The following is a 16,032-nucleotide window of genomic DNA, read 5'->3' on the forward strand; positions in this document are numbered from 1 at the left end:
CCTTCGTCATGTTGCGAGGGCGATTTTTTTTATGTGGATAAAAAGGAAGGGAATTTCCTACTTTGCAATCGGCTGTGCCAGATCTGGTGCGTGCGGAGTGGTTTTTGCCAGAAACAATTGCCGTCCTTTGGCAAAGAAAATGAGACTGGCTAGCGAAATGGCGGCCATCAGCAAGAACATGCTCGGCCCCCCATAGGAAGCAAGCACCATCCCGCCGACCCATGGGCCGATGAACCCGCCCAGATCACAGAAGCTTTGTGCCCCATAGTATGTGCCTCTCATGCCTTGCGGGGTGATCTGATCAATTTGTGCATACTCAGCAGGCACTACCAGAATCTCACCGACAGTGAACACGATCATCGACAGGATGAACCATGCCCATCCGTTGGAAAAAGCAAACCCGATTTCTCCTAAGGCAAACCCCATACTCCCCAGAACGATTCGCTGAAACAAGCTGAACTTTTCAGACCATCTCGTTAATGGTACCTGCAACAGCAACACGCTGATACCGTTGATGCTCATGAGCGTTCCAAACAAGGCAACGCCATCTTCAAAGGACGCTTCCAGGTATTGCGAGAGTGTAACTGACATTTGACCATGGACAGTAAAAAGAAAAGTACCGCCAACTAGAAACAAAAAGAGAATCCGATCTTTCCGCAAGACGTTCAAAACATCGATAACGGATAGTGGTTGTTCGGAAGGAGCGTTGTTTGACTCCACTCGCATGTGTCGAAAAAGAACAACAAGCGAGAGGGCAAAAATCACATACATTCCACTGGCGATGACAAAGGTGAGTGAGCTGCCCCCAATTCCTAACAGTGCGCCAACCATCGGACCGATTGAAAACCCTAGATTGACTGCCAGATAGCGATTGGCAAACATGCGAAAACGTTTATCTTCGGGGGTCAAATCCCCCATTAACGCTTTGGAAATCGTACCGAAAAAAGAGCCCGCCAATCCCCGGAAAATACTGAGGATGGTCAAGAGGATCGGGTTTGTTGTAAGGACTAAACCGAAGAAGACCAAGGCAAGCGTGAGCAAGGATAGAACCATTAGTCGAGTTCTCCCCAGGAAATCTGAGAGCATGCCTCCTACGAATCCGCCCATTGCACCAGCCAATGGACCTGCACCGATGATCATGCCGATGGTTGCATAATCCAGCGGGGTAGTCTGGCGCAAATAAATTGCTAAAAAAGGCATACTCATGGAGCTGGTCAACGTGATAAAAACAGTTCCCGCCATGAGAATATGAACGATTGGATGGTATTCACGCAAGTAAGCCTGTATTTTATTCATTGCGACTCCCTTCTGTCACCAAGGAGGGCTTGTAGTTCTGATGCCAACTCATTCCACTGTCCTTTGCGCAAAGAATAATAAGCTGGAATACAATGTGTCGTATTGTCTACATAGTGTACACGGATAAAGCCAACCTTCCGAAGAGCCGTCACGTGGTGATGGACGGTGCTTTTCGCTAATTTGGAGTGCTGGTGAATCTCTCGCAGTGTCCGTGGTCCTTCGGCGATGTACATCAAAATGCGAAGCCGTTTCTCATCGGAGAGGCATTGTGACATCTGGAGAATATGCTCCACCCGCTGTACTTCTTCATCACCGGGGCAGCGTGTCGGATACAGGCAGGTTGCAGCATTCCCGTAGAAATCAAGCACCGAGCTCGGATAGGAGTGGTATTGGGGAATCAAAATCACTTGCCGCAGATGATCACTCGGTTCAATGACAATCCCGTTTGTTTTCTCTTCGATGAGGTCAATTGGACTCATCTGCTCGGATTGTCGTGTCAGTTGGTTTGCTTCCTTTTCCAATTGTGAAAGGATGGCGGGGTCAAAGTGCTGGAAGTAGTACCGGTTCCAATTTCTCAACAAGGAGACACTTTTATCGCGAACCTCACTCAGGTTAAGAGGCATGGTCGTTACCCAGGGAGCAAGCAACTCATAGAGTTGACCTGCTGGCAGCTGTGCAAGCCAATGCAAAAAATCCTCCACAGTATTCTTTGCAGGACACTGTGGAATCAGTAAAACAACTCGGTGCAAGACCTCCCAACGTTCATCCTCCAATTCAGCGGCAAAGGAGGGTGGGAGCTGTTGTTTGGTTCGTTCATACCAATCCTGCCCCATACGAACGGATTTTACATGCTTGTAATGGATAAACGTATAGAAACTGGTAATGCACTCATACACAGGAGAGTATTCGGTGCAAATAGAATACATTTTATTCATTCGATCACCATCGAACACATAGATTTGTTAGATCAAATACTAAATGAAATCTCATCGAGTGTCAATCAATGGGCAGGAAAAAAAGTGTAATCTTTTTTGCAACCTTTTTAGAACACCCTGCGTCTGGAGGATGAAAGCAATACGAAAGGGGAAATAACAACATGAAGAAATATTTTACCAAACCAGTAATTGCTGTTTTAGCCGTAGCGACGATTGCGGGCGGACTTACACCAGTTTGGGCAAGCTCGTCCACTTCCTCTGACACAACCAGCAAGGTGGTCATGTCAAATGCAGATCAGGAGAACACTCGCTACCGTTTGAAAGACCTGGTTGAGAATGATCCTTCTACATTAAATCTTTTGCTTAAAACACAAGCAGACTATCTGTACCTAGTTGTGGATGAATTGAAACTGAATGAAAAATTGTCAACCTACATGGAAGAACATCCAGAAGAGTGGGAAAAAATCTACAAGGAGCATTATACAGATATTTATTTGGAAGTTCGTATTGATGAAGAAGTAGGATTTATCACATTGGACCAAGAAGTGAAAAATGACATGGTATACATCACGGGCAAGGTGGCAAATGATGTTACCAAGGTTGTTCTTACTACTCCGAATAATGGGAAGATTGAGGTGTTTGATTTTGTTGACAACAAGTTCACTGTTACCATTCCTGCAGTAGTCAGTACGACACCTCAGTATGTTGAATTAAAAGCCTATGATGACGACAAACTGCTGGAGACAGAAAAACTTCGCGTCAATACAGGAACGGTTGAAGAAGATGATGTCATTGTTCATGCAACTGCTACCTATCGTACTAACAGCAAAGACTTGAAAGTGCTTGGGATTGTAGACTCCAAGACAGATCAGGTATATGTAACCTATAACAGTGTGAGAAAAGAAGCTTCTCTCGATAAAGTGTGGGACGGAACGGAGGCATTCTCAGTAACTTTTGATGTGGAGAATCCAACTTACAAGGAAGTCTTGATTGAAGCGTATGAAAATGGAGTAAAAATTGATTCTGAGAAAGAAGAAGTGACAAATATCGATGTACCTGATGTAGTGACTCCAACAACCTTTGCCATTAAAGGTACAGCGTCGATCAGTCCAAAAAATAAAACAGTCACAGTGAAAGGTACAATCGAAGCTTCTGGAACCGTTGACACTTCCAATTACAAGCTGTACGCTATCGCCCCAGATGGTGGAAAGCACCTGATCCAATGGAAAGACAAGAACCAATTTGAAGCAAGCTTGCCATTTAAAAACCGTTCGTACAGCTCCAAGGGAGTAACGATCTTGGTTGTCGATGGTGAAAAAATCGTAGCTCAAGCATTGATCGCACATGGAACGCCTGTCAATATCCTTCCAACGCCGGTTAAGCCTCAACCACAAGTACCTGCCAAAAAGGTAAAGGTAGAAGTGAAAAAACCGAAACATGGTGAATGGGAAGTAGAATATGACGACGATCATGATGATGATCACGATGGAGAAGGGAAAGGCAAAGGAAAAGATAAAAAAAAACACTAAAACTTCCTAATGGAAAAGCGAAAAAATCTGGACTCTCCCAAAAATAAGTTACCGAACGTAGTAACTGTTCACATAATCAACAATTTGGGCAATGTAGTCACCAATAATCGGCACAGAAATAAACTGCTTAATTACCGAGCCGAGTAAGACAAGGACAATCGCTGTTCCTAACGTCAATCCGAGACCGCGAGCTAATCCAGCCAAGAAATTGGTGAAGAATAGCCTTCGCGGTTTTGTGTAATTTAACAGGATATCAGCAATTTCTGTCTTTTTGATAAACAAGGAGAGACGATCAATCCTGTGGGTGAACTGCTCGATTTCATCCAGGCGAGTAATGAGCACATCCAGTTTTTCCATGAGTTCTTTGGTTGATGATGGCGGTTGAGTCATATTCATAACCTCCTCTTCATAATTTTACCCGTCCCCTTCAGGATCTACGCAAACCAAACAGCAAGTTCGCTATTTGCCTAATCGGGTATCCCTAGGTACAATAATCATACGAATGTTAAAAGGAGGAAAAAGGTATGGCTGAGACTGTTGCAAATTCACTTTCGGAAGAGCTGTTTCGACTATTACAACAAGAGCGTTTTGTTCAGTTAGGAACCATTGATCATGAGACAGGTGCTCCTTCACTAAGCTCCATCTCTTGGGTTTTTTCTCCAAATCCCCAGACCATCCGGTTTGCCGTAGACAGTCGCTCCCGCATCATCACTAATATTCAAAAAGAACCAAAAGTAGTTCTAAATCTAATCGGCGCAGGATCTACATACGCGATCAACGGCAATGCCACATTAGCGATTGAGCGACTTGAGGAAGTACCGTTGAAGTTAGCGATGATAGAAGTTCAGATTGAATCTGTTCGCGATGTCATGTTCTATGGTTCTCGGATTTCAGTGGAGCCGCAATATGAAAAAACATACGATAAAAACGCTGCTGCCAAATTGGATAACCAGGTTATGACAGCTTTGCGCAAGTGAATATCGATTGGACAGGAAAAAACGAGGAACGGATAGGGCCGTTTCCTCGTTTTATTCTTCTTGTCGTATATTGCTCGTATTTTGCAAATAGAAATAACGTTCAAAATGCTTACAAGCCGTTTCAAAATTACCATTCTTCGTATGAATCTGCCCTAAATAATAATGCACTTCATTGACTTCAGACAGGGCTTCGTGCTGGAGATAAGAGAGAGCTTTTTCGATCTCGCCTTCCAATTGACAAATATCAGCCAAATGCAAATGAACCTCAGCTGCCATTTTCGGTGAACCACTTTCCAATAAGGATTGGAGTATTTCCCTTGCTTTCTCAAACTCTCGACATTCCTTATGAATATGAGCCGATTCAAGATAAAGGTCATCTCGATCTTGGACGAGACAACGGTCATCAAGATATTCGAATGCTTTATTTATATAGTCCTTGGCTTGATCGAATCGGGAAGTAATCCGATGCAACTTTGCCAAATTTCGATAAATAAGCAAAAATTGAGCAGAATTAGGAGAAATAGAGTTGATGGCTCGAAGGAAATATTGCTGGGCGAATGCATACTCTTTGAGACCCATATAACATTTTCCAAGAATGAAGTAAATGTCTCCTGTTTTGTACATCGTATCCGCTGCGATGCTCATTTGCTCGGCTCGGCAAAGATGGGCAATAGCAGAACGGTACTCACCCAACATTTCTGACATAAGACCAAGATGCAGGTGAACAGAAATTCTCGATCGATAAGATATAAAAAACTGATGCATCAATTGGAAGCACTCCATCAGCAGAGGAATCGCCTTTTCTGCATGTTGGTTCCGGCAATAGTAGAGTGCTAACGAATCAAGGGAACGTACTAAGGAGGGGATATCCTGCTGGTCATGTGCCAATTCTATGCTTTCCAGGTACAAGGATTCGATATCGCTGAACGGATCGTCATGCTCCGCAATTTGTGCCTTGGCCCAACTGAACCTGCACTGATCCGTTGGAGATAGAGTGGTATGTAATAGTTTGGTAAGCCATTTGCGAGCAATGTCCCATTCATTTTCTTCGATTCGATTGATGATATGTCTCAGTGCATTTTGAACCTCAACCTGGGTAAATGAAGGATTGCCAGCTTCTTGCCATAAGTCACTCAAATCTCGGTTCAAGCGATTAGCCAATTGTTCCAATATTTCTGGAGAGGGAATAACCTGACCTTTTTCAATTTGGCTTACATAGCTGCGATTACAAATATCGGAAGCGAGTTCCTCTTGCGTCATTTGCAAACTTTTGCGAAATTCCCTCAGTCGTTTTCCAACCTGTGTCATCTCTAGGTTCACCCTCTATGAAAACTGTAACTAGAACCTATTATACTATGAATACTTACAGAAAGCATATAAATAGCACTAAAATAGGTAGAAAGCTCTTGAAAAATGAATTAGTTGCAAAAAATTCCTAGGAGATTAATCCTAGGAATTTTTTAGTCGATCAGAATTTTATATGATACCTTTTAGGCCTGTAGAACAGGGGTAGGTTTGGTGGTCGTGTTGGACATTGGTTGCTGGAGTCGCTCATCATAGCCGCCAACCCACAAGGATTCGATTAATTCCATCTCTTCTTTTTTGATCGGAGCTACTTCGGAAGCCATAGCGAATTCACGAAGGTTTTCTTCACTAGTGAAGTTAGGTAGTACAGAAACGATGGAAGGGTTATACAGTGAGAACTGGATTGCTAACTGACCAATTGTTTTGTCTTTGCCATCAAACAAACCTTTTTCTTTCATTTCATTCACTACTTCTACACCAGCTTGCATCCAGTGAAGTGGACGGTGATTGCGATGGTCACTCTTATCGAAGTGTTTCTCCGGATCGTACGTGCCATCAAGCAAGCCTGAGCCATGCGGTACACGAACGATGAGGGCGCGTTTTTGTTCTTCAGCAACAGGAATGACATCACGAGCCGGATCTTGCTCAACGATGTTGTTGATGATTTGGATAGCAGCGTAGCCAGGGCGCTTCAATGCAGCGATTGACTCGTCTTTCCAACCGATATCTGGTCCCATTGCTGCACCGTACTCACGAATTTTTCCTTCTTCTTTGAGGCGTTCCAATGTCTCATGGATGTCATCGCTGAGTACTGACTCCATGCGAGGATTATGTAACTGATAAAAATCGATGTAATCCGTTCCCATGCGTTTCAAGCTTTGTTCGCAAGCATAACGGATGTGTTCCTTGCTCCAGTTTTGTGGAAGCTCCGAGTGGCCTTTGCGCTCGCCTGGAAGATTGTAAATATCGTAACCAAATTTTGTAGCGAGTACTACCTTGTCACGAATATCTTTGAACGTATCAGCCAGGATGGTTTCACCTAGACCGTTTCCATACACGTCAGCCGTATCAAAAAAGGTGATGCCGTAATCTTCGTACGCACTGCGAAGCAATTTTTTACCGAAATTCTCGTCGGTTACGCCCCACCACTTGGTAGCAACGGACCAAACACCAAATCCTACTTCGGAAACACTTAAATTTGTACCTGGTAATGTTCTATATTTCATTATGTAAATTCGCTCCTTACTTAGAGGATGTTCAAAAAGTGGCTCTCTCCTTTTTGAACAGGCTCTTGATAGTGTGATATTTGTCATACATACATCTTACCACGATTGTCATTAGGTTTACATTGCAAATTACTGTGACAAATCTTACAGCTTTGTGAATGCGTCAGCAAAAAAGACCAGTCCAATAAAAAAACGGATTGGTCTCTTTTCTTTGGAAGTGATCACTTACTTTTGCAATGGAATTTTCGTATTGCCTTTTGTTTCAGAATCTGTGTTGTTGTTGATCCTTTGCTGGTTTTGCTTGGTATTCGGTTGTTCCCGGCGTTCCACATCTCGTGGCAGTTGCGGGATCAGACGACCAATGATGTCAGACAATTCTTCCATAATTCCTGCAATGGGCCGCCCGTGTCTGATATCGGCTTGCATCTCACGCAGGCGTTGAACAATGTCTGGGTCTGCAGTAACAATTGCATTGGCACCTTGAGGATCCTCTTTGAGAGCTTCGGCAACCGTATACTTGATGACACCTACTTCTGGTCGATCAAGTGTTGCTTTCACATCTATTCCCACTACTGCATAGCGACCCAATACAATCGCTGTTGCATCATTCACATTTTTGACCCTTGTAGCAAGCTGAACCAATCGCTCGGCCTTAGCCTGCGAAGATTGATTGTATTGGGGTGTCGGGGCTGTCTGTTGTACCCGTTGCGTTTCTTTGGGCTGTTGATTTGGGGCAGGCGCCGCCTGGTTGGCAGGTGGTTGATTTACAGTATTACAAGCTGTCAGTAAGAGGGTCATAACTGCAACGAGAATCATCTGTTTCACATAAATCATCCTCTCATTCACATTCGCACCAGTTCGCCTGCTTATTGTTTGCGTAAAGAGGATGATTCATTCCTCCCAATTCGTCTAACAAAGGTAAGACGCACATACACTTTAAATACAATCGCCCATCAAGAATCAGACCATCATTGCACCATTTGCATAAAGTATATGAGAAGGGTATTAGGAGGCGAGATCTTGAGAAAAATCTACGTACTAGACACAAACGTACTCCTGCAAGATCCACTGGCGATTTTCTCGTTTCAGGATAACGAGATCGTCATCCCTGCCGTAGTGCTCGAAGAAGTAGACTCCAAAAAGCGTTACACAGATGAGATTGGCCGAAATGCAAGGCATGTATCACGATTGTTGGACAGCTTTCGCAAAAGTGGTCATCTGCATCAGGGAGTTACTTTGGAGACCGGGGGCTTGTTACGAGTAGAACTGAATCATTCTTCTCTGCACAAGTTAAACAAGCAATTCCACGAAATCACAAACGACAATCGCATCTTGGCCGTTGCTATTAATTTGCAAGAAGAAGAGAATGTTTCTACAGATCCGAGGCCAGTCATACTCGTAAGTAAAGATGCGTTGATGAGGGTTAAGGCAGATGCATTGGGGCTGAACGCAGAGGACTTTTTATCCGATCGTGTAGTGAGAGAGTACTCCAGTATTTTTCCTGGATACTATAAAATGATGGTTAATTCCGAAACGATCAAGAGCTATTATGCGAACCGCAAACTGTCACTACAAAGTACGTTTCCTAACCTCTTGTTCCATCCTCATCAGTTTCTGATTCTCAAAGACGAGTTAAACCCTTCGATCTCCGCAATCGGCAAGGTTGATGGAGAAGGAAAAACAATGGAGATGCTGGTCAGTGAAGACGATGCCATCTGGGGGATTAAGGCACGAAATGTCCAGCAGAGAATGGCCATTGAACTGTTGATGCGAGATGACATTCCGCTCGTTACAATGACCGGAAAAGCTGGTACAGGAAAAACGTTATTGGCTCTTGCTGCTGGACTATTACAAATTGAAGACATGCAAAAATACAAAAAGCTGCTTGTAGCAAGACCGATTGTTCCACTTGGTAAAGATATCGGTTACTTGCCAGGAGAAAAGGAAGAAAAGCTTCGACCCTGGATGCAACCGATTTATGATAATCTCGAATATTTATTTAATACAAAAAGGCCAGGAGATTTGGATAAAATCCTGGCGGGTATGGGCAGTATTCAAGTTGAAGCCTTAACCTATATTCGGGGCAGATCGATTCCAGGACAATTTATCATAATCGATGAAGCACAAAATTTGACCAAACACGAAGTAAAGACCATCCTCACTCGGGTAGGAGAAGGCTCCAAGATTGTGTTAATGGGCGATCCCGAACAAATTGACCATCCGTATCTGGATGAAAGCAATAACGGCTTAACCTATGTTGTTGAGATGTTCAAAGATCAGAAATTAGCAGGACACGTCAAGCTTGAGAAAGGGGAACGAAGCATACTGGCGCAGTTATCTGCTGATATCCTGTAGCAAACCACCTGTAATAGATAAAATAAAAGGAAGCTTCTGTCGATGAGACAGAAGCTTTTTTTGGTACTATTTCCTAGGACCTTCCCCATACGCTAATACAAAAGGGGGAGAGGGACAATGGTCGATTTGGATACATCCATTTCATTTCTTATTTATATCACTGCGGTATCTAGCGCAGCGGCGGGTGTAACAGAGGCATGCAAGTCAATTATTCCATTCCTTGGTACTGATTATGAAGCGGATGACGATGATATCGATAATCACAATTTGGCAGCACGGCTCTCCAACTACAAAAGATTTATGAACCTGACCATATCAACAATCGCTGCAGGCATTATTTTTGCTCTAATCGGCATTGATCCCGGTAAAATTTTAGTTGGTGAAGAGCAAGTCTATGTGAATGACCCGTGGGCGGAAGTATTGTGGATATGGGGGATCGTTGCTGTTTTCGGCTCTCCATTCTTCCACTCCCTTTTGAAAATATTAGAAGGTTTGAAACAAAACGTGAATAATGGCTCTGCGAAACCGAAACAAAAAATCAAAAAGTCATAGGTGCTAATTAATCGATCCTTAGTCAAACACAACTTGCCCCATGAAATTTGCTGGTATAAGATAGAAAACATATGGGATATGAAACCATTTAACACAATGGTTAGCATGGAAAAAGGAGTAGATCTTACCATATGGCAAGTTTCCGATTACTGGCAAAGTGTCTTATCGCAGTATGCTTACTGATTACAGGTTGCACACAAACAACAACACCGCCCAATCCCGCACCTCAGATCACAGAAAAGTTTGATCCAGAGAACAAGTTGGAGTACGGAATGATGGGCGTTTATCTTGGTCAAGGAATCAAGGAAGCCATGGATCAATTAAAACCGACACAGTATGAATTTATGGATGCTGTTTCCAGAGAGAGCCTGACTGTCGAGCAACTGGCTCGTGGCGAAGGGACCGTATCCACTGGAATGATCATGATTGGCAAAGCCCAAATTATCATGAAAGTAAGAAACGGTGTCGTCGAGAGCCTCATGACTGGAGGCATGTCAGAAGAAGAGGGGAAAACCATCAAAACCAATCGTGGGGTAGCCGTCTATGATGGGGTTGACAAAGTAAAACAGGCTTATGGTGAAACACAGGGGGATAAAGAGCTGATTTTCAAGGGCTCGACCTATCAAATGCTGTTTAGCATACACAACGGAAAAGTACTCGGGTACCGTTTTGACTTGGTAAAATAAAGTTGATAAATATCAGGCGCATTCCTTCCTAATTGGAAAGAATAGCGCCTTTTTTGCTGGTTTATATTTTTAAATTTTTCTTTTGAAAATCATGTTTCTTTTTCCAGTTGATGAGGGTATATTTATGTATGGCATTCGACACAGTTCGATACAATCAGTCCATTGAAGGAGACAGAGAAAGGTATGAAATTTTCCAGTATCTCTATTAGAAAGCGGTTGTTATTTTCGTCACTTATACTTCTTTTGGTCCCGAGTCTCATCATTGGCATCTCTGCTTACAATAGTGCTAAAAACAAATTGGAAGATCAACTCAGCATGTCTTCTGGAGAGAGCATCCGCATGTTGGACGACAGTATTACACAATTTCTTCAGACAAAAATTCAGGATGTTGAATTGTTGGGAAATACCATCAAATCCGAGCATTATGCCGGGACGGGTTCTCCCATGGCACAGGAAATTGTTGACCGCTATCAGAAAATTCACCCCGAGATTAAAAACACTTATGTGGGGACAAGTTCAGGGGTAATGATTATTTCACCAAAGACAGAATTACCAAAGGATTATGATCCTCGCATACGCCCATGGTACCAGGATGCCATGAACAAAAAAGATCAGGTCGTATTGACTGATCCCTATGTAGATGCTGCAACTGGTGAGATCGTTGTAAGTGCGTCCCGCAGCACATCCGACGGTAGCGGTGTTATCGCTCTTGACATCAGTCTAAATTACCTAAAAGAGCTGACCAAGAAAGCCAAAATTGGTCAGAATGGATATGTGTTTATCTTGGATAAGAACAAAAAGTATCTAGTTCATCCGACAGGCACCATAGGTGAAGAAAACAAGGAAGTCTATGTAGGTGAGATGTTTGGTAGCAATGAAACAGGTATGCTGGATATTCAAACGGCAAACGGGCTGGAGAAAGCAACTTACTTGACCAACAAGCTTACTGGGTGGAAAATTGCAGGCTCGATGCAATCAACTGAGGTTTCCAATGCGGCACAGCCAATATTCGTAACAACAGCAATTGTTATTCTGCTGGCCATTTTACTCGGATTGGTCCAAACGTATTTCATCAATCGCTCGATTATCAAACCACTTCATCGATTGGTGGACGCATCGCAGAAGGTTAGTGAGGGTGATCTCACACAGCATATTACTGTTGATACCAATGATGAACTGGGTCAATTAAGCATCAGCTTTAACAAGATGAGTGATTCATTACGTGGTGTATTGCACCAGTTGTCGGATACAACAGAACAAGTAGCGTCTCTGGCTGAGCAACTGTCTGCCAACGCAGAACAGACCAGCAAAGCAACACAACATGTGAGCAGGGCAATCGACGAAGTATCGGCAGGTGCCCATAATCAGGTACAGGGAGCAGAAGAAAGCGCCAAAGCGATGGAAGAGATGGCAGTTGGCATTCAGCGAATTGCGGAGTCTTCTTCACAGGTGTCTGATGCAGCCAACGAAACAACAAGCGAAGCAAGTCAAGGGAATCAGTCCATCCAGCATACTGTATCAAAAATGGGCATGATCAACGAATCGGTTCAAGGTTCCGCATCTATCGTTCAAAAGCTGGGTGAACGCTCACAGGAGATCGGACAAATTGTTGAGGTGATCTCAGCGATTGCTGCACAAACCAACCTGCTTGCGCTCAATGCGGCAATTGAAGCTGCCCGTGCAGGTGAACACGGCAGAGGATTTGCGGTCGTTGCTGATGAAGTGCGTAAACTCGCAGAACAGTCGAATGCATCTGCCAGTCAGATTACTTCCCTTATTCAGGAAATCCAGACTGATACGGGACGAGCCGTCATTTCCATGGATACGGTGGTAAAAGAGGTCAAAGAAGGGCTGACTGTAGTCGTTGAAGCAGGTGAAGCGTTCAAACATATTTATGAGTCATCCCAAAATGTTGCAGACCAGATCAGAGAGATTTCTGCCACTTCCCAACAAATGTCTGCCGGTTCAGAAGAAGTCGCAGCATCGGTAGACGACATGGCACGAATCGCCAAGGACTCGGCATACAATGCTGATCGAGTGAATGCTCTGTCCAAGGAACAGTTGATCGCAATTGAAGAAATCTCCGCATCATCATTATCGTTGAGTCAAAAAGCGCATGAACTTCAGCATCTTATTGAGAAGTTCCGTTTATAACAGCGATACCTATTTGGTAACGCTGTGCTAGCTGAATGGCTACATCGAGGTATGATGAGTCAATAAAATAAATGGTTCCTGTTGGACTTGGCACTTGTGCAATCATGTGATCTTGCAATTGCTCGGTGACAGCCAAATGGGAATTGCCTGCATCCCCTTGTAATTGGAATGGTGTTGCCTGATGGGTGAACAAGAACTTGTTTCCCAGGATTCCGGTAAAGCCAAACTGATCGATCAAGGGGATATTTGTATCCGGGGGCAGTACCCATGCCTTGTAATCGTCCCAATTCACCTGATATTTATCGAAAATTTGGTGCAGTTTGGCTGCTTGTGTATGATCCTCGACCACAAACAGGACAAGATAACGGTCGAATATTTTAACCTGGTCGCCAATTTTATGAACGATTTGCGCATAAAATCCGGGCAATTTATTTTTGGGCATTTCCAATTCAACGACAATCATCTGTTGTATCATTGTGACACCTCTTTCAACTTTGGTACTATAAAGAAGATAATAATGACAGCTAATCAGGAAAACAAGGAAGGGGAGCAGTATGAACATAACCATTCGTTCGTTTAGTTTAGGTCCGTTTCAGACAAATGCATACCTCATCACAAATACCGACACCCAGGAATCAATCGTTATTGATCCGGGAATGGAGCCTGGAGCGCTCGTTGATGCCGTACGAAATACCAAAGTCGTAGCCATCCTGCTCACACATGCTCATCTTGACCACATTGGTGGGCTAGAGCAGGTACGAAAGGTGACCAAGGCGCCTGTCTACATCCATCCGAATGAGCAGGAGTGGCTGACGGACCCTAATTTAAACGGCTCCAGTCGCTTTGGGTTGCCTGAGCCAATCGTTTGTGATCCTGCGGAACATGAGTTGGCAGACAATCAGGAACTGCAACTTGCTGGAATCACATTTCAGGTTCTTCATACACCTGGGCATTCTCCCGGCAGTTGTTCGTTCGTCATGGGGCAACATTGCTTTAGCGGTGACGTTCTCTTCGCCCAATCCATCGGCAGAACCGATCTACCTGGCGGGAATTACGAGGTTCTGATGGAGAGTATTCAGGATAAGCTTTTTGAACTGGAGGATGACACGATTATCTATCCGGGACATGGCCCGAGAACGACGATTGAGTCAGAAAAAACCTTCAATCCGTTTGTAACCGGTTTACTGCGCTAGGGCAACCCTTGTGACAATAGTCACAGAACGTTCAACCTTCAAGATTTTATTCACTAGCAAAGTGGAAGAATGATTGTTAAACTAGTAGAGATATAATAGTATATATAGTTTCTCCAAGCATCATGAACCATATAGGAGGTGTTTCGATTGTCAACGAGCGGTATCTTACTCTTGATTGTCATGATCTCATTTTCCATTTCTGCCCTGATGGTTTGGTATTGGGCGAAGAAGGATGGACAGTTTAACAACGTGGAAGAAGCAAAATATGCCATGCTGAACGATGAAGAAGAATTCGATGAGATTAAACGGAACTTCCAAAAATCATAATCGCTTTTTGATGAAAGACCAAAGAAGGGGCCAGGATGCTCCTTCTTTTTTTGTGACAATTGTCCTTATGGTTTTTCGGAAGGATGAGAAAAAGCAGGATTTCTGTAGGTATATGTGGAACAAAGGAAGAATATTGTAGAAAAGAAATTTTATCGAATGGATAGGAGTACACAGAGATGAAACGTTTTTTTAGCCTTGTGACAGCAGTTAGCTTGCTGTTAGTTACAGGGTGTTCCATTCCTGCTTTTTCAAATTCTGTTGATAACACGACGAAACAGGAAGCGAAAGAAGTAAGCAGCAACTCGGCAGCCCCATCTCCGACATCAACCAATCAACCTGTAAGTCCACCGCCCCCTGAGCCAGTTGCAGTAGATCAACGTGTAACTTTGATGACTGTCGGCGATATCATGGTTCACGATGAACAGTTGGAGGCAGCATGGGACACCAAAAGCAAGTCGTATCAGTTCCAGCCTTTTTTTGCTAAGGTACAGCCGATTTTAAAACAGGGGGATATCGTCATTGGCAATCTGGAGACGACTCTTGCGGGAGCAGATCTTCGTTATTCCGGCTATCCCGAATTTAATTCTCCTGATTCACTGGCGACCACATTAAAGCAAGTGGGATTCACTGCCCTGACGACCGCAAACAATCATTCACTGGATCGAAGAGAAAAAGGGGTTATACGGACACTGGATGCCCTGAAGCGTGCAGATCTGCCTTCTACGGGAACCTTCCGTACAGCAGAAGAACGGATGCAACCAATGATCCTGGAGAAAAATGGGGTGAAGTTGGCTGTACTCGCTTATAGTTACGGCACGAACGGCATACCTCTTCCAAAAGGCAAACCGTATCTGGTTAATCTGATTCAACCTGCACTGATCAAGCAAGATATAGCAAGGGCAAAATTAGCAGGAGCTGATATCGTAGCCGTAGCCCTGCACTTTGGCAATGAGTATCAGCGGATGCCAAGCGATTTTCAGAAAAAAACAGCCAATCAATGTCTTGTCGATGGAGCTGATTTGATTATCGGCCATCATCCGCATGTCGTTCAGCCGTATGAATGGCGTACCGTCACCCTTCCTGATGGCAAAGTAAAAAAAGGGCTTATCATGTACTCGCTTGGCAATTTTATCTCGGCACAGCGAAATGATTACAAGGATATTGGGGCCATTGCCAAGATCACCTTGCTAAAAGATAAGAATGGCACAGCACTCGTTGAAAATGCAGAAATCATCCCTACATATGTACATTACTACCGTCAAGCAGGCAAGCGGAATTACGTGATTTACCCAATAGCTCAAACCCTGCAAGCTAGAGGCAAGCAAAATGATCCACAGTTAACCTTGCAAGTGTATCGCCTTTTGGAGCGGTATCATAAAGAAATGATTGTCCATGTCAATAAACTCATTCAAACAAAGAAGTTGGCGTCCAAGTAAACAATATGACCTGATAATACGAAAAGCGTCTGTGTAGAATTTCTACATCGACGCTTTTTTC

At 43.7% G+C, this 16,032-nt stretch carries 16 protein-coding genes; 9 read left to right on the forward strand and 7 right to left on the reverse strand.

Annotated elements, in window-relative coordinates:
• Window positions 1-57: 57 nt before the first annotated feature.
• Both ACPW7N_RS08855 and ACPW7N_RS08860 read right to left on the reverse strand, forming a co-directional pair.
• The gene (locus ACPW7N_RS08855) at window positions 58-1,296 is read right to left on the reverse strand and encodes an MDR family MFS transporter (protein ID WP_425650695.1); all 1,239 of its coding nucleotides are present in this window, start codon (window positions 1,294-1,296) and stop codon (window positions 58-60) included.
• Window positions 1,293-2,231: an ArsR/SmtB family transcription factor gene (locus tag ACPW7N_RS08860; protein WP_425650696.1), complete on the reverse strand. Its 939-nt coding sequence runs from the start codon at window positions 2,229-2,231 to the stop codon at window positions 1,293-1,295. Before ACPW7N_RS08860 ends, ACPW7N_RS08855 begins: the two co-directional genes overlap by 4 nt.
• Window positions 2,232-2,392: 161 nt before the next feature.
• Between ACPW7N_RS08860 and ACPW7N_RS08865 the strand changes: the two genes are divergently transcribed.
• Window positions 2,393-3,760, forward strand: coding sequence for a hypothetical protein (locus ACPW7N_RS08865; protein ID WP_425650697.1), 1,368 nt, complete (start codon window positions 2,393-2,395; stop codon window positions 3,758-3,760).
• 48 nt (window positions 3,761-3,808) lie between these two features.
• Here the strand turns inward: ACPW7N_RS08865 and ACPW7N_RS08870 are convergent, their stop codons facing one another.
• Window positions 3,809-4,150, reverse strand: coding sequence for a DUF5665 domain-containing protein (locus ACPW7N_RS08870; RefSeq protein ID WP_425650698.1), 342 nt, complete (start codon window positions 4,148-4,150; stop codon window positions 3,809-3,811).
• Between the two features lie 134 nt (window positions 4,151-4,284).
• Here ACPW7N_RS08870 and ACPW7N_RS08875 point away from each other — a divergent pair, with 134 nt between their 5' ends.
• Window positions 4,285-4,737 carry a pyridoxamine 5'-phosphate oxidase family protein gene (locus ACPW7N_RS08875; RefSeq protein ID WP_425650699.1) on the forward strand — a complete coding sequence of 151 codons (453 nt, stop codon included), beginning with the start codon at window positions 4,285-4,287 and terminating at the stop codon, window positions 4,735-4,737.
• A gap of 51 nt (window positions 4,738-4,788) precedes the next feature.
• Here ACPW7N_RS08875 and ACPW7N_RS08880 read toward each other — a convergent pair whose 3' ends face one another.
• From ACPW7N_RS08880 to ACPW7N_RS08890, 3 genes are all read right to left on the reverse strand, one after another.
• A complete protein-coding gene (locus ACPW7N_RS08880) occupies window positions 4,789-6,045 on the reverse strand; it encodes a helix-turn-helix domain-containing protein (protein ID WP_425650700.1) in 1,257 nt (418 codons plus the stop codon).
• Window positions 6,046-6,227: 182 nt separating this feature from the next.
• Complete coding sequence (locus ACPW7N_RS08885; RefSeq protein WP_425650701.1) at window positions 6,228-7,268, reverse strand: aldo/keto reductase; 1,041 nt, start codon at window positions 7,266-7,268, stop codon at window positions 6,228-6,230.
• Between the two features lie 225 nt (window positions 7,269-7,493).
• Window positions 7,494-8,102, reverse strand: a complete 609-nt coding sequence (locus ACPW7N_RS08890; RefSeq protein WP_425650702.1) for a YhcN/YlaJ family sporulation lipoprotein — start codon at window positions 8,100-8,102, stop codon at window positions 7,494-7,496.
• 186 nt (window positions 8,103-8,288) lie between these two features.
• On the opposite strand from ACPW7N_RS08890, the gene ACPW7N_RS08895 reads away from it, so the two are divergent.
• The 4 genes from ACPW7N_RS08895 (at window position 8,289) to ACPW7N_RS08910 (ending at window position 13,015) form a co-directional block, all read left to right on the forward strand.
• Window positions 8,289-9,623 (forward strand): PhoH family protein, encoded by a 1,335-nt coding sequence (locus tag ACPW7N_RS08895; protein WP_425650703.1) that lies wholly within the window; start codon window positions 8,289-8,291, stop codon window positions 9,621-9,623.
• Between the two features lie 117 nt (window positions 9,624-9,740).
• Entirely contained in the window at window positions 9,741-10,175 is a 435-nt protein-coding gene (locus tag ACPW7N_RS08900; protein WP_425650704.1) for a hypothetical protein, read from the forward strand.
• Window positions 10,176-10,306: 131 nt separating this feature from the next.
• Complete coding sequence (locus ACPW7N_RS08905; protein ID WP_425650705.1) at window positions 10,307-10,861, forward strand: C40 family peptidase; 555 nt, start codon at window positions 10,307-10,309, stop codon at window positions 10,859-10,861.
• A 183-nt stretch (window positions 10,862-11,044) separates the two neighbouring features.
• Window positions 11,045-13,015, forward strand: coding sequence for a methyl-accepting chemotaxis protein (locus tag ACPW7N_RS08910; protein WP_425650706.1), 1,971 nt, complete (start codon window positions 11,045-11,047; stop codon window positions 13,013-13,015).
• On the opposite strand, the gene ACPW7N_RS08915 is transcribed toward ACPW7N_RS08910, so the two are convergent.
• On the reverse strand, window positions 12,993-13,490 hold the full coding sequence (locus ACPW7N_RS08915) for a hypothetical protein (protein WP_425650707.1): 498 nt from the start codon (window positions 13,488-13,490) through the stop codon (window positions 12,993-12,995). The genes ACPW7N_RS08910 and ACPW7N_RS08915 overlap by 23 nt on opposite strands.
• 79 nt (window positions 13,491-13,569) lie before the next feature.
• Here ACPW7N_RS08915 and ACPW7N_RS08920 point away from each other — a divergent pair, with 79 nt between their 5' ends.
• From ACPW7N_RS08920 to ACPW7N_RS08930, 3 genes are all read left to right on the forward strand, one after another.
• Window positions 13,570-14,208: an MBL fold metallo-hydrolase gene (locus ACPW7N_RS08920; RefSeq protein WP_425650708.1), complete on the forward strand. Its 639-nt coding sequence runs from the start codon at window positions 13,570-13,572 to the stop codon at window positions 14,206-14,208.
• 147 nt (window positions 14,209-14,355) lie between these two features.
• Entirely contained in the window at window positions 14,356-14,535 is a 180-nt protein-coding gene (locus ACPW7N_RS08925) for a cbb3-type cytochrome oxidase assembly protein (protein WP_425650709.1), read from the forward strand.
• Window positions 14,536-14,711: 176 nt separating this feature from the next.
• Entirely contained in the window at window positions 14,712-15,971 is a 1,260-nt protein-coding gene (locus ACPW7N_RS08930) for a CapA family protein (RefSeq protein WP_425650710.1), read from the forward strand.
• Window positions 15,972-16,032 lie beyond the last annotated feature (61 nt).

The sequence above is a fragment of the Brevibacillus nigriterrae genome (genome assembly GCF_049846925.1).
In the GTDB taxonomy this organism is placed as follows: Bacteria; Bacillota; Bacilli; order Brevibacillales; family Brevibacillaceae; genus Brevibacillus_H.

Excerpts from the sequence above, each read along its gene's own strand:
- ACPW7N_RS08875 (WP_425650699.1), top strand. The coding sequence starts at position 4,285 with ATGGCTGAGACTGTTGCAAATTCACTTTCGGAAGAGCTGTTTCGACTA.
- ACPW7N_RS08860 (WP_425650696.1), bottom strand. The coding sequence starts at position 2,231 with ATGAATAAAATGTATTCTATTTGCACCGAATACTCTCCTGTGTATGAG.
- ACPW7N_RS08890 (WP_425650702.1), bottom strand. The coding sequence starts at position 8,102 with ATGATTTATGTGAAACAGATGATTCTCGTTGCAGTTATGACCCTCTTA.
- ACPW7N_RS08865 (WP_425650697.1), top strand. The coding sequence starts at position 2,393 with ATGAAGAAATATTTTACCAAACCAGTAATTGCTGTTTTAGCCGTAGCG.
- ACPW7N_RS08920 (WP_425650708.1), top strand. The coding sequence starts at position 13,570 with ATGAACATAACCATTCGTTCGTTTAGTTTAGGTCCGTTTCAGACAAAT.
- ACPW7N_RS08900 (WP_425650704.1), top strand. The coding sequence starts at position 9,741 with ATGGTCGATTTGGATACATCCATTTCATTTCTTATTTATATCACTGCG.
- ACPW7N_RS08885 (WP_425650701.1), bottom strand. The coding sequence starts at position 7,268 with ATGAAATATAGAACATTACCAGGTACAAATTTAAGTGTTTCCGAAGTA.
- ACPW7N_RS08905 (WP_425650705.1), top strand. The coding sequence starts at position 10,307 with ATGGCAAGTTTCCGATTACTGGCAAAGTGTCTTATCGCAGTATGCTTA.
- ACPW7N_RS08910 (WP_425650706.1), top strand. The coding sequence starts at position 11,045 with ATGAAATTTTCCAGTATCTCTATTAGAAAGCGGTTGTTATTTTCGTCA.
- ACPW7N_RS08915 (WP_425650707.1), bottom strand. The coding sequence starts at position 13,490 with ATGATACAACAGATGATTGTCGTTGAATTGGAAATGCCCAAAAATAAA.
- ACPW7N_RS08880 (WP_425650700.1), bottom strand. The coding sequence starts at position 6,045 with ATGACACAGGTTGGAAAACGACTGAGGGAATTTCGCAAAAGTTTGCAA.
- ACPW7N_RS08930 (WP_425650710.1), top strand. The coding sequence starts at position 14,712 with ATGAAACGTTTTTTTAGCCTTGTGACAGCAGTTAGCTTGCTGTTAGTT.
- ACPW7N_RS08870 (WP_425650698.1), bottom strand. The coding sequence starts at position 4,150 with ATGACTCAACCGCCATCATCAACCAAAGAACTCATGGAAAAACTGGAT.
- ACPW7N_RS08855 (WP_425650695.1), bottom strand. The coding sequence starts at position 1,296 with ATGAATAAAATACAGGCTTACTTGCGTGAATACCATCCAATCGTTCAT.